We start from the raw sequence: 15,469 nt of genomic DNA on the forward strand, positions 1-15,469 counted from the left end.
AATGAGCACTAAAAATACTCACACTGCAACATGTCAACTGGTTGCGATTCAAATAATAAGCAATGATTGTATTGAAGATAATTTTCAACAGATTATTGATCAATTACAGGCACTACCTGAATCAAAAAAAGATCTAAATAGGCTAGTGTTGTTACCTGAAAATGCACTTTGTTTTTCCAGTAGAAAGCATTACTTAAGTGTAGCGGAAGTGTTAGGTGATGGACCTATTCAAAGCCGATTAGGTGAATTGGCTATTCAGTATCACTGTACCTTAGTCTGTGGCAGCTTCCCAATTCAAAGTGAGCAATCAGACAAAATATATACAAGTAGTTTGGTTTTTTCGCCGCAGGGGCAATTGACTGCACATTACAATAAAATACATCTGTTCGATGCCGATGTGGCAGACACTCAGGGCGCATATCGAGAGTCTGATACTTTTATCGCAGGAAAAGAAATTAAGGTCATTGATTGCGGTTTTGCAAAAGTTGGCCTCGCTATCTGTTATGATTTACGCTTTCCAGGATTATTCCAGCAGCTGAGAGAGCTTGAGGCTGATATTATCTTATTGCCAGCAGCTTTTACTAAGGTAACAGGGGAAGCACATTGGCAAGCGCTATTACAAGCTAGAGCCATCGAAACCCAGTGTTATTTTATTGCGGCTAATCAGGGTGGAGAGCATTTTCTTAATCATGCTCACTTCGAGCCGCGTTATACGTTCGGGCACTCCATGATCATAGATGCGTGGGGAAAAATAATGACGCAGTTGACCACTGGTAACGGTGTTATCTATGACGATTTTAATCAAGAAAAATTACTCGATATAAGAAAAATAATGCCTGTGCAGCAACATAACCAATTTAGCTGTACACAAAAACTTTAATAGAAATAAGGATCGTCAATGTCTTTTGAACAAGTAGTAGACAATTTTTTAGCGCCAGCTGATATGCAAATTAGTGATTTAGAATCACAACTGAGTCAAATTTCTGGAGCTCAAATTGACTATGCTGATTTTTATTTTCAAGCAAGCCGCCATGAATCTTGGTTATTAGAAGATGGGATTGTCAAAGAAGGCAGTTATAACATCGAAAAAGGCATTGGTATTCGTGCCGTGTCTGGTGAAAAAACTGGCTTTGCGTACTCTGATCATATTTCTAAAAAAGCCATTACTGAAGCTGCGAATGCTGCCAAAAGTATTGCTAATTCAGGGCAAGAAAAGTCAATCAAGCTGATCATGCCAACCGCACAACCTATTTACTATGGTTCAGCGGATCCTTTACAAAGCATGAGCCGCGATAAAAAAATTGAGCTATTAAAGCAAGTTGATACCTTCGCCCGTGCATTAGAGCCCTCTGTTAGTGAAGTTACCGTGTCATTAAACGCAGTTTATGAAGAAATATTAGTGGCGGCTAGTGACGGTACATTAGCGTCAGATATCCGCCCCTTGATCCGCTTTAGCTGTTCTGTGTTAATTGAAAAAAATGGTAAACGTGAACGAGGCAGTGCCGGTGGTGGTGGGCGTTTTGATTTAGATTATTTTACTGATACGCAGGAAGGTGAACTTAAAGCCTTCTCCTATGCACGCCAAGCAATTCGTCAGGCATTAGTTAATATTGATGCGATTGCCGCGCCTGCTGGTGCGATGCCAGTGATTGTTGGTGCAGGCTGGCCTGGTGTGTTATTACATGAAGCAGTGGGGCACGGTTTAGAAGGTGATTTCAACCGTAAAGGTTCATCTGCATTTTCAGGAAAAATAGGCCAACAAGTGGCTTCTAAGCATTGTACTATTATCGATGATGGCAGCATTGCTGACCGTCGTGGTTCGGTAAACATTGATGATGAGGGGACTAAAGGTCAGCGTAATGTACTGATAGAAAATGGCATTTTAAAAGGTTACATGCAAGATAAGCTGAATGCTCGTTTGATGGGCGTTGCGCCAACGGGTAATGGGCGTCGTGAATCTTATGCTCACTTGCCAATGCCACGTATGACCAATACCTTTATGCTAAACGGTGAATATGAGCATGAAGAGTTGATTGAAAGTGTTAAAAAAGGTATCTACGCGCCGAATTTTGGTGGCGGGCAAGTTGATATTACCTCGGGTAAATTTGTATTCTCTGCCTCTGAAGCTTATTTGATTGAAGATGGAAAAATCACTGCACCGATTAAAGGCGCGACATTAATTGGTAATGGCTTTGATACTATGCAACAAGTGTCTATGGTCGCTAATAATATGTGTTTAGACCCAGGCGTTGGTGTTTGTGGTAAAGAAGGGCAAAGTATACCCGTTGGAGTAGGACAGCCATCACTTAAAATTGACCAATTAACAGTGGGGGGCACTAACTAATACCGATCCTTTCCTGCTTTAGTATGCAAAGAGTATTAGCGATGCTGTAGATACACAAAAACATAGATACAAAAAACATAGATACAAAAAAACCAGAATAGATAGCTACTCTGGTTTTTTGCAATATAGGCGTTTATAAACAGTTAGTTTTTAAGTAGACAAATAACTCTTTAGCCGTTTTAGCTGGTTTTTCTAGTTTCTTTTCTTTATTTGCTTGGCGAATCATTTGGCGCAATTTTTGACGTTCAAGTTGTGGGTACATCTCTAGTGCATCATTCACTTTAGGGTCGCCCAATTCAATCAACTGATCCGTTAACAGCTCTAAATGCGAAATCGCATGAGTACGTTTACGGTTGTTATCATTGATAATATCTAACTTAGCAGTGATTTTTTCCATATCTTCAGTACGCAATACTTTTCCGATATATTGGAACTGTCTGCGCAGTGCTTCATGTTTAGTGGATATTTTATGCGCTACTTTAATCCCTTCCATCAAGGTATCACTGCCTGGGATTTGTGCTAATTGCTTTGCATTTAAGGCCACGAGTTGGCGACCGATATCTTTTAAAGCTTCAGCTTCACGTTTAATTTGCGACTTACTGATCTCGTCTTCTTCAAAGATCTCTTCAACTTTTTTATTCATAGCTTATGGTCTATCACGTTAGGGATTAAATAATTAAGCGCATCATACCATCATCACAAGATGCTTACCTTAATCCATGTTATTATTTCTTATCTTAAATTTAATTATACATTGTGGTGCTTAAACATGATTGAACAGAAACAGTTACTAGAAAATGCCGTTAATACGGCGCTTAATATTGCCAATGATTTAGGTGTAAGCCAAGCTGAAGTTGCGTTAGGGAAAAGTGCTGGGATTTCTGTGAATACCCGTTTAGGTGAAGTTGAAAACATTGAGTTTAACCACGATGGTGCGATGGGGATTAGTGTTTATGTTGATCACCGTAAAGGCAGCGCTTCTACCGCTGATTTAAGTGAAGAGGCGATTGCTGCGAGTGTAAGAGCGGCGGTTGATATTGCCAAATATACAAGCCAAGACCCCTATGCAGGGTTATTAGATAAACGCTTTTTAGAGCAGGATCCTATTGATTTAGATTTATACCATGCAAGTGATAAAAATACCGACCAACTGTTAGCATTAGCCAAGCAATGTGAAGATATTGCGCTGAACTTAGATAAACGCATTGTTAATTCAGATGGTGCAGGTGTTAATAGCCACAACAGTTTACAAGTGTACGGTAACAGTAATGGTTTCTTAGAAAGTTACGGCAGCAGTCGTCATAGTTTAAGCTGTGTCTTAATTGCACAAGAAAACGGTGAGATGCAACGTGATTATAGTTATACCAGTGCCCGCGATATGGATGATCTGTTTTCTGCACAATGGGTTGCGGAACAAGCTGTGAAGCGCTCGGTTGAACGTTTAGGAGCGCGTAAAATAGCCACCCAGGAAAGCCCTGTATTATTTTGTCCTGAAATGGCCAGTGGATTATTCGGTCATTTAGTGGGGGCGATCAGTGGCGCAAGCTTATATAAAAAATCTTCGTTCTTATTAGACTCAATCAATACCCAAATATTCCCTGACTGGCTGTCAATTTCTGAAGACCCACATATCGTTAAAGGTATTGCTAGTTCACCTTTCGATAGTGAAGGCGGACGTACTATAAAACGTAATATTATCGACAATGGCTTTTTACAAACCTATTTATTAACAGGCTATGCTGCACGTAAAATGGGCCTAGAGAGCACTGGCCATGCTGGCGGTATCCATAATTGGTTTGTAAAGGATGGTGGACTCGATTTAGCCGGTTTATTAAAAGAGATGGGCACTGGATTATTTGTTACTGAGTTAATGGGGCAAGGCGTTAATATGGTGACCGGTGATTACTCGCGTGGTGCGGCGGGTTTCTGGGTCGAAAATGGGGTGATTGCTTATCCTGTCCATGAGATTACTATTGCTGGTAACTTGAAAGAGATGTTCATGGATATTAGTGCGGTTGGTTGTGATACTGACCCAAGAAGTAGCTTACAAACTGGTTCTATCCTAATTAAAAAAATGAAGATCGCTGGCGCATAAATTACACATTTTAATTGCTTTGTATATTTTGATTTTATTAACAGCTGGCAGAAGAGTAACTGACAGCTGTTTTTATGTTTACGCCAACCATTGCTGATGTAATTTTTCACTATCCCCCAAATAGTTTAATAACCACTTTATTGCCGGTGGTAGAACACCATCACGCCAAGCTAAGCAACAAGGGCTATTATCTTGAGTACTAAAAGCTAACGTTTTCTTTACTAATAGTCCTTGTTTGATTAATGGCGTTGCACGATGTGTGGGCATTAACCCAATTCCCAATCCTGCGATAAAAATCTGTTCTGCACTATGCCAGTTAGGCACTACTAACCGACGTTGGTTATTGAGTAGCCAGGTGGTACGTTTTGGCAATATGCGCGCACTGTCTTCTAAACAGATACTTGGATAGATAATTAGCTGTTGCTCGGTCAACGCTTCGTTATGCTTTGCTAAGGGGTGATTTTTACTGACGACAAAGTCCCATGACAATTCACCCATACTCCGGTAAGCCACACCGCCATCAATCGGCACTGCAGACGTTGCGCCAATGGCGATATCAGCACGGCCATCAACTAATGCATCCCAAACACCATTAAACACTTCCATGGTGAGTAATAATTCAATATCTGGGAATTGCTGATAAAAATCTGCAACCAATTGATTTACCGAGGCTTCCCTTACAACATTATCTAGTGCTATAGAAACACTACTTTGCCAGCCATTAGCAATCCGCTGTGCTTGTACTTTCACCTCCGACATCTGTTTAAGTAGCAAACGTGTTTGTGAGACAAAGTACTCACCCGCGGGTGTGAGCTGTACTTTCCGGTGTAGGCGCTTAAACAGCAATACGTCTAATTTATTTTCAATCAATTTCACCGTGTAGCTGATTGCACTGGGCACTTTATGCAACTCTTCAGCGGCACCAGAGAAGCTTCCGCGGCGGGCAACCGTATCGATAACAATCAAATCATGGTGAGAAAACATACACGTCAACTTTTTTGATAGTAAAGGTTAAAATATACCGTTTTAATCTCGTTTTGTACAAGAATATACTGTCGGAAATTTATTATAAAGAGTACTGAAATGATTAAAAAACAAGCTAAAATTCCTTATATTTGGTTATCTGGATTGAGTATGCTGGGTTTTCTTGCAACGGATATGTACCTTCCCGCTTTTGATGTATTACGCCAAGATTTAACAACAACAAATCAGATGATCGGTTGGTCATTAAGTATTTTTCTGCTAGGTATGGCGATAGGTCAGCTTATTTATGGGCCATTAAGCGAACGACTTGGCCAAAAAAAAGTACTTATTTCTAGCTTAGCTATTTTTAGTATTGGTACCATTATCTGTGCAATGTCGGGTAATGTAGAACAATTATTAGTAGGGCGTTTTATACAATCTTTAGGTGCTGCGGGGGCGACAGTTATTTGGCAATCTTTTGTTATCGAAAAATATGATGATAAAACATCTCAGCACATATTTGCTACGGTTATGCCGTTAGTCGCATTATCTCCTGCATTAGCTCCATTATTAGGCGGTTTTCTTGAAGTACAATTAGGCTGGCAGAGCATTTTTTATTGTTTACTTTTCATTGGTGTTGTTTGGGCGATTCGAAGTAGTTTAATCGACTTTAGTAGTAATAACGTTATTCAACAAAAGGTCACTGTTCAACCTTCAATCTCGATTTTAAAACAGTATGTTAGTATTTTAAAATCAAAAAAATTCAGCGGTAATATGATCATTTATGCGGCTTGTTCAGCGGCCTTTTTTGCATGGTTAACCGGATCTCCTTTTGCAATGAGTGCAATGGGGTATTCAGGTACTGATATTGGTTTGAGTTATGTACCCCAAACTATCGCTTTTATCATTGGTGGATATACCTGCCGTACATTACTAAATCGCTATAATACTGAGCAAATACTGCCATTGTTACTGAAAACTTTCATTTTAAGTGTGATTTCAACTTTTGTAGTTGCGATGGTAGGCACTGGTAATAGTATTGTTCCCTTGCTAATTCCGATGTGTTTTATGGCAGCAGCTAACGGTGCAATTTATCCGATTGTAGCAAATAATGCATTGGTATCTTTCAAAAGTAACAGTGCATCAGCATCTGGCTTATTGAACTTTTTACAGATGATGTTGTGTGTACTAGCTAGCGCAATGGTGTCACTTTTCAGTGAGTATGGTGTAATAGCCATGAGCGCAGTTATGGCATGCCAAGGGGTATTTGTTATTGTTGGTTATAGTTTGATAGCAAAAGACCGTAAAGTGACAGAATTAGAGGCTAGTGCCGCTTAATTTAGAGATTGTTTTCTAGCGTTTTTTTGTCGTACAACAAAAGCGCTAGGGTATTCGTTCTTTAATTTTGCTAATAATGCCTGTGCCTCTTTTTCGCTGTGCACCTTACCAAGTTTGTTTGCTTTATTCGCTTGCGAATTTACTAGATATTAACGATAAAAAAATCCAGTCAAAAAGACAACCTATGTTAATGCAAGGTTGTCTTTATTTTAAGCTTCGTTTTATAGGATATATACCCGTTACATAGTACAAAGCGCGGTCTGTTATTATTTTAATTCTGTTAGCATTTCATCGCTATAAGTAAGGGTCTCTTCACCGCGAAGCATTTTGCTGATGTAATCTGGATTAGCAATAAACGGACGACCAATTGCAATTAAGTCAAACTTATCAGTATTGATAGCCTCTTTCGCACTTTCAAAGCTGTAACTTCCTACACCGACTAACGTACCTTTTGAGTAACCTGCACGTAAATACTCAGACGTTGTTTTACCCTGTAATGAGTCAAAACGTGTACTATCATCAAAAATGCCACCGTGTAAGTAAGCTAAGTTTCTGCTCTCAAGTTGCGGTAGTAAATAATCAAACACCGCTTTATCACGTTTATCTTCACTCATATTAAAATAAGCACCGGGTGTTAAACGTAATGCAGTACGTTCATTACCAATTGCTGCGATCACTGCGTCAACTACTTGTAATGCAAAGCGTGACATATTTTCAGGTGTTTGCCCGTATTCATCGTCACGTGTATTGGCTGCATAATGTAAAAATTGGTCGATCAAATAACCATTTGCACCGTGTATTTCTACACCATCAAAACCCGCTTCTATCGCATTCTCAGCCGCTTTTGCATAATCTGCTATTAAGCCTTGGATATCTTCAATCGTCGCTGCTTTAGGCGTGATATAAGTTAGCTCACGCATACGCGGAACAGAACCTTCAACTGCAATTGCAGAAGGGGCTAATACTTCACCATCGAAAAAATGTGGATGTGCCACTCGACCCACATGCCATAATTGCGCAAACATTTTACCGCCATTTTTATGCACGGCATCGGTTACTTTTTTCCAACCTTGAATTTGTTGCAGGGTAAATAATCCGGGTGTATTAGGGTAGCCTTGTGCATCGGGGCGAATAATAGTCGCTTCACTAATAATTAAGCCGGCATCAGCTCGACGCGCATAATAATCAACCATATCCTGTGTAGGGACTAAATCATCATCAGCCATACAACGGGTCAGTGGTGCCATTAATACTCTATTACTTAGCGTGATAGTGTCGTTTAATTTAAACGATGAAAGTAAATCAATAGCCATTATATGTTCCTTTGTTGTCAATCATTGCTGTAATTAGTTGTTGTAACTAATTGTTGTAAATAGTTGCGGTAAACCAAATTACTCTTTGCAAACATAGTTAAGTAATGGGGATGGTTTAATGCTTATCAAGGTTTGTTTGAATGATTGTTCAAATGAAGTTGTGTTTAAATAATCAGCGTAAAGTGCCAAATAACGTCAGATCTGGATAAGCAAAGCGATACAACACCGCTATTTCCGCGGATTTCTTTGTTAAATCATCTCTCAATAACCAGTTATTGCTTCAATAATTCTCCTTGAACTATGCAAAACTAACGGCGCTGTATAGTCAAAAAATATAATTTTATGATTTCAAATACAATTCCGCTTTCATTAATCAGGATTGAGGTTAAATAGCATTTATAAATGGTTGGTTTTTATTTGCTTAAAAGTCTGTGTATTTTTTTAATGTTTCAAAACAATGAGTAATATTTTTTGTGATCTACTCAGCATTTGTAGATGTTAATTAAATGTAACAAAAGCATTTAATTAAAAGCTCACTACACTCAATCGAGTCAGCAGTTGTGCATCCCCCTTACGAAACTCTCACTGAATGTGTTTGCGCTACGTTTAATAATAAATCCATTTATTTCAACTTATTTGTTTGCAACGGGTTTTGATGACATCCCAGCTAGGCTTTACAAGAAGAACTCTGATCATATTTATACAACTGAGTAAATAATTAAGCAATTAACTAAAAGCAAGCGAGTAATTACATGCAAAATAGTTTTAAGAAAATACCATTTAAAGCAAAAATATTAACATTGGTTATTGCCATCATTACGATATCAGTAATGATTTCCTTCTTAAGTGCAAATTATTATATTAAAGAGTACATTTATAAAAATGATACCCAGAATATTCAAGCTCAGCTTAATCTAGTTAAAGATCAGTTGATTAATGATTTTGAAAATAATGTAAAACTTGCTCGTAATAGTAATTTTAGTTTTTCTGAGATACAAAAGACAGTCGATTCCACTGGGTTTAGCAATATTATAAAATTTAAGTATGGGGCGGTATTTGATAAAAAAGGCAGTATTGATGCCCCGTCAAATAACGAGAAATATATAGCACAAATTGCTGCGGCAAAAGATCCATTATCAATCAGTAATGTCTATTTTGAAAATCAGATCCCTTACATCAATATTACTAAAAAAGAAGCTGATGATGCTGGTGATATTTTTGTCATTAACCTTACAAAAATACACCACCTTTTTGAAGTGTCTGCCGTGGAAGGTAGTTATGTTGTATTAAAAGATTCAGTGGGCACTGTTTTATTTTCTAATAAGATAGATGGTGATTTAACGCCTATTAGCAACACCTTTAGTATTGAGGGTAACGAATGGGTGCTGACCGGCTACATCGACAATAGTTATATTCAAGGTAATACCGATAACCTTAATAATTCCATTACTATCGCATTATTAATTGCTGCTGCTGTGATTATTCCGCTCAGTGTATTTGCCCTTAATATTGCCTTCCGTCCTGTTGTGGCATTAAGAAATGTGATCACAGATTTAGCTAATGGCAGTGGTGATTTAACACATCGGCTTAAGGTAGAAACAAGTGATGATTTAGGTAAGATTGCGGGTGGTATTAATAAATTTATTGAAAACCTACAACTTATGATGCTCGATGTTTCTCATTCGAGTGTCAATATTAACAATCAGATAAATACCTTAGAAGACCTGACCAAGTCTAGCCATCGCTTATTGCAGTCGCATAGCGAGGAGATGGAAATGGCGGTGACTTCTATTCATGAAATGAGTGCGACAGCTGATGCGGTGGCAGAAAGTGCAGCTAATGCCGCGAAACAGACAGAAGCGACCAATAGTGAAGCAGAGCAATCTAAAGTAGCGGTGCGACAAGCAGTTCAGAGTGTCACGGATTTAGTCGATGAGGTTGAAGATACCGGCAAGACGATTATATCAATGAGTGAAGACAGCGCTCAAATTAGCAGTGTCTTAAATGTGATTGGTGAAATTGCACAGCAAACTAATCTACTTGCATTAAATGCAGCGATAGAAGCCGCAAGAGCCGGAGAACATGGTCGTGGATTTGCTGTGGTAGCTGATGAAGTAAGGGCACTTGCTGCGAGAACAAGACAGAGCACGATAGAAATTAATACCATGTTGGAAAAGTTAAGTGTTGGTTCTGAAGCTGCCGTGGTTAGTATGGATTCAACCAAACAAAGTTGTCTCAGTACTGCAACTACAACATCTAAAGTATCTACTTCGCTTGATTTAATGACCGAAGCTGTACTTGATATTAATGACTTAGTAGGGCAGATAGCAACCTCTGCCGAAGAGCAGAGTTCTGTGAGTGAAGAAATTAATCGTAATATGACGGCGATTCAAGGTATGGTCGATACTCTCAGTATTAATGGTACAGAGACGGTCAATAGCACTCATCATTTAACCGAATCAAATCTTCAGTTAGTGGCTATTATCAATAAATTTAAACTTGAATAGCAGGCCAACAACGTTGCTGATGCCCATAGGGAGAGCTTGGAAATAAATGTGTTGGTAAGTACGCAGCATAAAAATCAGCAAACAGGGAGTGAATAGACTCTAGGAATAAAGGAATAAAGGAATAAAGCTAAAATGCCGCGTTGAATATAATTCATTCAACGCGGCATTTTCCTTCCTGAGCAAGCTTTCCTGATTTTAAAAAACTACGTCGTGTTAGAAAGCCATATTATTTTAAATCATGTTATGTAAAAAGCAGTTTATGAGTCGGTGTTGATATTAAGGCTCTTGATGAATAATGTAAGCTTTAGGGTATTCTTTTTTAATCGTTTTTAATAAAGCTTCTGTTTTTGCTTCACTATTTAAAGGGCCTATACGCAGATAATAAAGATTATTTTTTTGTTCAAAAAAGGTGGCAACGTTATGTTTATTAGTCAATTGATTAGATAGTTGTGTTGCCTTTGCCGCACTCGATGTCACTAAATATTGAATAGTAAAGGTGCCGTATATACTTTCATTTTGTTGTTTTTCTAATAAGCTAGTATTTTCATGTTCAGGAAAGTGGATTAATTTAATTTCAACTTGTCCTGTACCTGCTTGAATAATGTCTAGTTTTTTAGCGGCTGCGTAGGAAAGGTCAATAATACGTCCTTTATGGAAAGGGCCACGATCATTAACACGCACAATAATTTGTTTTTTATTCGCTAAGTTAGTGACTTGCACGTAACTTGGTAAGGGTAGATTTTTGTGCGCTGCACTCATCGCAAACATATTATAACGTTCACCATTGGAAGTAAGGTGACCATGAAACTTATTACCGTACCAAGAAGCGCCGCCAGTTTCCGTTAGCTCGGTAATATCACGCCACACTTTGTAGTTGATTCCACGTACGCGATAGTCTTTGTTACCACCTCTAGATTGTGGCTCATAGCGAGGGTTTACATCTTCTATATGTGCTAATGGTGGAATAGCCGTAGGGGCATGATCATCATGATATTGATAGCGTTCTCGATCATTACTACAGGCACTTAACAAAATACAAGTTAAGCTGAATAGAATTAAATTCTTCATTGTGGGGTCACCGTTTTATATTAAAGCGTTTATGAGTGTGAATAGACATTAGGATGCCAAATCCTGCTAATAGGGTAACAATCGACGTCCCGCCAAAGCTGATAACCGGAAGCGGAACACCTACCACAGGTAATAATCCGCTCACCATACCAATATTCACAAAGATATAAACAAAAAAGGTCAGGATGATACTGCCTGCGATCAGTTTGGTAAAGGCATCTTGCGCTTGATTAGCAATCCACAGACCACGACCAATAATTAAAATGTAAATACTCAATAATAACAATACCCCCATAAAGCCAAATTCTTCTGAAAATACTGAGAAAATAAAGTCGGTATGTCGTTCTGGTAAAAACTCTAGCTGCGATTGTGTGCCTTCTAACCAGCCTTTCCCCCATTGACCACCCGAGCCAATGGCTATTTTTGACTGGATAATATGGTAACCTGCACCAAGCGGGTCGGCTTCAGGATTAAGCAAGGTTAATACTCGCCCGCGTTGATAATCGAGCATCAAAAAATACCATAGAATAGGAATAAATCCGATCACACCAGCCAGAGCAATAGCAATGTATAACCAAGAAATGCCTGATAAAAACAGCACAAATAGCCCGGATGAGGCAACTAATATAGAGGTGCCTAAATCTGGTTGTTTAGCGATAATTAAGGTCGGTACAATAACAATAATAAGCGCAATAAAAGCTTGTTTGAGGCGAGTTGGTAGGGTGTGTTGGCTGACATAATAAGCAACCATTAAAGGCATGATCAGTTTCATTATTTCAGAAGGTTGGAACTTAGTAAAACCTAGATCTAACCAACGTTGTGCACCTTTACCGGTATGGCCTATCACTAATACTGCGATCAGTAGTAAAACACAAATGATAAAAATGCCCGGTGTCCAACGTTGGTACCATTCAGGGGGGATTTGAGCTATTACTAACATGACGGCCAAGGCAATGGCTAACCGAATTACTTGGCGATAAACCATTTCATAACCAGCCACTGAATATAATACCGTTAAACTAATACTCATTAATGCAAATAATCCAACCAATAAATACGGGTCGATATGTAAACGGTAAAAAATACTTTTTTGAGCCTGAGTGCTAACCATAATTAAGAGTCCGGTGCAGATTTAGAAGCGATGGGATGTCTACTTTTAAAGTACTCATCAAATAATGCGCGAGCGATAGGGGCTGCATTACTGCTGCCTCCACCTACATTTTCTAATATAACAGTGACCACAATCTCAGGTGATTCAAATGGGGCAAAGGCAACAAACATTGCGTTATCACGATGACGCTCACTAATTTTATCTGCATCATAAACTTCATCTTCTTTAATATTGATGACCTGCGCAGTACCTGATTTACCGGCTACAGTATACGGTGCATCACCAAAAGCGCGATAAGCAGTACCGCTACGTTTACTGGTTACACCTTGCATGGCTTTTAAAGCAACATCCCAATAACGGCTGCTGTGTAATGTGATCGCTGGTTTTGTTTCATACACTGGCGTTGAGGTTTCACCAGCAGAGGTAATTGAACGTAATACGTGTGGTTTAATATTCTCACCACGTCTTGCCAAGATAGCCGTCGCTTTTGTTAACTGAATAGGAGTGACTGTCCAATAACCTTGTCCAATACCAATCGAGATGGTATCACCATCGTACCAAGGTTGATTAAAGCGGCCTCGTTTCCAATCACGAGATGGCATAATTGCTTTTGTTTCTTCAGCAATATCTAAGCCACTGTATTCACCAAAGCCAAATAAACGCATAAAGGGCTCGATACGGTCAATACCTAACTTATAGGAGGTATCATAAAAGAAGGTATCGCAACTTTGTTCAATAGCATGGAATACATCCACTAAACCATGACCCCAACGTTTCCAGTCACGAAAACGGCGTTTGGAGTTAGGAACAATCCACCAACCTGGATCTTTTATTTTCGTTTCTTCGGTGATCACTTTTTCATCTAACGCTAATAATGCCATTTGCGGTTTAATGGTGGAAGCTGGTGGGTAGCGGCCTTGCGTAGCTCGATTGATTAAAGGACGATCTTTAGAAGATAATAATGATTGGTATTGTTTTTGACTGATCCCCGTTACAAACAAATTAGGATCGTAGCTTGGTGCAGAAACTAAACTTAATACTGCTCCGGTTTTTGCTTCCATTAACACAATACTGCCGCGCATATCAGCTAACAATTCTTGTGTTTTAAGTTGTAAGTTAATATCGATGTTAAGGGTAATATCTTTACCGGGTGTTGGTGCTGTAAATTGTAAGGTGCGGATCACTTTACCCCAGCTATCAACCTCTACTTGGCGTTGCCCCGGTTGACCGTGCAAAATATCTTCGTAATATCTTTCAATACCTAATTTACCGATGTAGCGGGTACCTTGATAACGAGCACGTTCGCCACGTTGTTCAATTTTTTCTAAGTCTCGACTATTAATTTTTGCGATATAACCTAAGACGTGTGTAAATGCATTACCAAAAGGATAATAACGTTTTAAGCTCGCTTGAATTGAAAAACCTTTAAAGAGGTGTTGGTTGACAGTAAATAGTGCGACCTCTTCAGGCGTTAACTGATCGCGAATAGTGATTGCTTTAAAAGATCGTGAATAACGATTTTGACTTTTAAATTTAGCCAATTCTCTGTCAGTTAACGATACAAGCTTGGTTAACCGTTCAATATCTTTTGTTAAGTTATTGGTTTTATTAGCAATGACTTGCAAACTATACACAGGTCTATTTTCAGCGAGAATGACGCCATTGCGATCGTAGATTAAACCACGATTAGGCGGCACTGTTTGTACACTGATCCGGTTGGCATTAGATCGTGTTTTGTAAGTATCGAAGGAGTTAATTTGTAGGTAATACAAATTGGAGATCAAAATACCCACTGCAAGCAGTATTGCTAAGAAAACAACTAGAGTTCTACGTAAAAAAAGGGCTGATTCAGCACTGTGGTTACGTATGCTATTACGCTTTCTCTTCAACTTTATTCCCTGTGATAAGGGTGGTTAATGGTTAGCGTGAAAGCTCGGTATAAGCTTTCAGCAACTAAGATTCTTACTAATGGATGCGGTAGGGTTAATGCAGAAAGAGACCAGCGCTGCTCTGACTGTTGAATGCATTCCGGTGCTAAACCTTCAGGCCCGCCAATTAATAGGCTAATATTTCGCCCATCGTGCTGCCACTTAGTCATTTCATTCGCTAATTGTTCCGTTGTCCACGATTTCCCTGTCACTTCTAACGTGACAATTTTATTACCTTTTGGAATCGCTTCTAAGGTTAATTCACCTTCTTTTTTCAAAATACGCTTAATGTCCGCGTTTTTTCCACGTTTACCTGCGTTAATTTCTAATAACTCAAGTTGCATCTCTTTTGGGAAACGCCGTGCATATTCAAGGTAACCTTTTTCAACCCAGTCAGGCATTTTAGTACCCACTGCAATTAGCTGAATTTTCATTACGCTGTTTCAGTCCATAGTTTTTCTAGTTGATAAAATTGACGTGTCTCATCTTGCATTACATGTGCAACCACAGTGCCCATATCAATTAATACCCACTCACTACCTTCAAGGCCTTCAACGCCCAGTGGCACTTCACCAGCATTTTTTGCTGCTAATGCAGTTTGTTCTGCAATTGAGCGTACGTGACGTTTTGAAGTACCAGTACAGATGATCAAAGTATCAGTGACATCAGAGATACCAGCAACATCAATAGTTACGATTTCTTTTGCTTTCATTTCTTCAAGTTGATTGATGATAAAAGCTTTTAATTGTTCGTCTTGCAAGGGAATTTCCTTCCGAGTTTATTAGTTAAATTGTATTAAGCG

The 15,469-nt window shown here is 38.9% G+C and carries 13 protein-coding genes; 5 read left to right on the plus strand and 8 right to left on the minus strand.

What is annotated here, in order from left to right:
- Position 1 precedes the first annotated feature (1 nt).
- Both H592_RS0116625 and tldD read left to right on the plus strand, forming a co-directional pair.
- Positions 2-880 (plus strand): carbon-nitrogen hydrolase family protein, encoded by an 879-nt coding sequence (locus H592_RS0116625; RefSeq protein WP_051369223.1) that lies wholly within the window; start codon positions 2-4, stop codon positions 878-880.
- A gap of 18 nt (positions 881-898) precedes the next feature.
- A complete protein-coding gene (gene tldD / locus H592_RS0116630; RefSeq protein WP_028869759.1) occupies positions 899-2,344 on the plus strand; it encodes a metalloprotease TldD in 1,446 nt (481 codons plus the stop codon).
- Between the two features lie 133 nt (positions 2,345-2,477).
- Here the strand turns inward: tldD and yjgA are convergent, their stop codons facing one another.
- Positions 2,478-2,987 carry a ribosome biogenesis factor YjgA gene (yjgA, locus tag H592_RS0116635; protein WP_028869760.1) on the minus strand — a complete coding sequence of 170 codons (510 nt, stop codon included), beginning with the start codon at positions 2,985-2,987 and terminating at the stop codon, positions 2,478-2,480.
- A 126-nt stretch (positions 2,988-3,113) separates the two neighbouring features.
- Between yjgA and pmbA the strand changes: the two genes are divergently transcribed.
- On the plus strand, positions 3,114-4,439 hold the full coding sequence (gene pmbA, locus H592_RS0116640; RefSeq protein ID WP_028869761.1) for a metalloprotease PmbA: 1,326 nt from the start codon (positions 3,114-3,116) through the stop codon (positions 4,437-4,439).
- A gap of 78 nt (positions 4,440-4,517) precedes the next feature.
- On the opposite strand, the gene punR is transcribed toward pmbA, so the two are convergent.
- A complete protein-coding gene (punR, locus tag H592_RS0116645; protein WP_028869762.1) occupies positions 4,518-5,423 on the minus strand; it encodes a DNA-binding transcriptional activator PunR in 906 nt (301 codons plus the stop codon).
- Positions 5,424-5,522: 99 nt separating this feature from the next.
- Between punR and punC the strand changes: the two genes are divergently transcribed.
- A complete protein-coding gene (gene punC / locus H592_RS0116650) occupies positions 5,523-6,740 on the plus strand; it encodes a purine nucleoside transporter PunC (protein ID WP_028869763.1) in 1,218 nt (405 codons plus the stop codon).
- 266 nt (positions 6,741-7,006) lie between these two features.
- On the opposite strand, the gene H592_RS0116655 is transcribed toward punC, so the two are convergent.
- On the minus strand, positions 7,007-8,053 hold the full coding sequence (locus H592_RS0116655; protein ID WP_028869764.1) for an alkene reductase: 1,047 nt from the start codon (positions 8,051-8,053) through the stop codon (positions 7,007-7,009).
- A gap of 752 nt (positions 8,054-8,805) precedes the next feature.
- Here H592_RS0116655 and H592_RS0116660 point away from each other — a divergent pair.
- The gene (locus H592_RS0116660; protein ID WP_051369224.1) at positions 8,806-10,560 is read left to right on the plus strand and encodes a methyl-accepting chemotaxis protein; all 1,755 of its coding nucleotides are present in this window, start codon (positions 8,806-8,808) and stop codon (positions 10,558-10,560) included.
- 276 nt (positions 10,561-10,836) lie between these two features.
- Here H592_RS0116660 and H592_RS0116665 read toward each other — a convergent pair whose 3' ends face one another.
- From H592_RS0116665 to rsfS, 5 genes are read right to left on the minus strand one after another with little or no spacing between them, the layout of a single operon-like run.
- Complete coding sequence (locus H592_RS0116665; RefSeq protein WP_028869766.1) at positions 10,837-11,628, minus strand: septal ring lytic transglycosylase RlpA family protein; 792 nt, start codon at positions 11,626-11,628, stop codon at positions 10,837-10,839.
- Between the two features lie 7 nt (positions 11,629-11,635).
- A complete protein-coding gene (rodA, locus tag H592_RS0116670; protein ID WP_028869767.1) occupies positions 11,636-12,739 on the minus strand; it encodes a rod shape-determining protein RodA in 1,104 nt (367 codons plus the stop codon).
- A gap of 2 nt (positions 12,740-12,741) precedes the next feature.
- Complete coding sequence (mrdA, locus tag H592_RS0116675; protein WP_028869768.1) at positions 12,742-14,628, minus strand: penicillin-binding protein 2; 1,887 nt, start codon at positions 14,626-14,628, stop codon at positions 12,742-12,744.
- 2 nt (positions 14,629-14,630) lie between these two features.
- Positions 14,631-15,101 carry a 23S rRNA (pseudouridine(1915)-N(3))-methyltransferase RlmH gene (rlmH, locus tag H592_RS0116680; protein WP_028869769.1) on the minus strand — a complete coding sequence of 157 codons (471 nt, stop codon included), beginning with the start codon at positions 15,099-15,101 and terminating at the stop codon, positions 14,631-14,633.
- Positions 15,101-15,427, minus strand: a complete 327-nt coding sequence (gene rsfS, locus H592_RS0116685; RefSeq protein ID WP_028869770.1) for a ribosome silencing factor — start codon at positions 15,425-15,427, stop codon at positions 15,101-15,103. The genes rlmH and rsfS overlap by 1 nt, the downstream gene beginning before the upstream one ends.
- Between the last annotated feature and the right edge of the window lie 42 nt (positions 15,428-15,469).

This window comes from Psychromonas arctica DSM 14288, assembly GCF_000482725.1.
Classification (GTDB): Bacteria; Pseudomonadota; Gammaproteobacteria; order Enterobacterales; family Psychromonadaceae; genus Psychromonas; species Psychromonas arctica.

Bases quoted from the DNA above. Each gene is read 5' to 3' on its own strand.
- H592_RS0116625 (WP_051369223.1), top strand. From the start codon at position 2: ATGAGCACTAAAAATACTCACACTGCAACATGTCAACTGGTTGCGATT.
- tldD (WP_028869759.1), top strand. From the start codon at position 899: ATGTCTTTTGAACAAGTAGTAGACAATTTTTTAGCGCCAGCTGATATG.
- yjgA (WP_028869760.1), bottom strand. From the start codon at position 2,987: ATGAATAAAAAAGTTGAAGAGATCTTTGAAGAAGACGAGATCAGTAAG.
- pmbA (WP_028869761.1), top strand. From the start codon at position 3,114: ATGATTGAACAGAAACAGTTACTAGAAAATGCCGTTAATACGGCGCTT.
- punR (WP_028869762.1), bottom strand. From the start codon at position 5,423: ATGTTTTCTCACCATGATTTGATTGTTATCGATACGGTTGCCCGCCGC.
- punC (WP_028869763.1), top strand. From the start codon at position 5,523: ATGATTAAAAAACAAGCTAAAATTCCTTATATTTGGTTATCTGGATTG.
- H592_RS0116655 (WP_028869764.1), bottom strand. From the start codon at position 8,053: ATGGCTATTGATTTACTTTCATCGTTTAAATTAAACGACACTATCACG.
- H592_RS0116660 (WP_051369224.1), top strand. From the start codon at position 8,806: ATGCAAAATAGTTTTAAGAAAATACCATTTAAAGCAAAAATATTAACA.
- H592_RS0116665 (WP_028869766.1), bottom strand. From the start codon at position 11,628: ATGAAGAATTTAATTCTATTCAGCTTAACTTGTATTTTGTTAAGTGCC.
- rodA (WP_028869767.1), bottom strand. From the start codon at position 12,739: ATGGTTAGCACTCAGGCTCAAAAAAGTATTTTTTACCGTTTACATATC.
- rlmH (WP_028869769.1), bottom strand. From the start codon at position 15,101: ATGAAAATTCAGCTAATTGCAGTGGGTACTAAAATGCCTGACTGGGTT.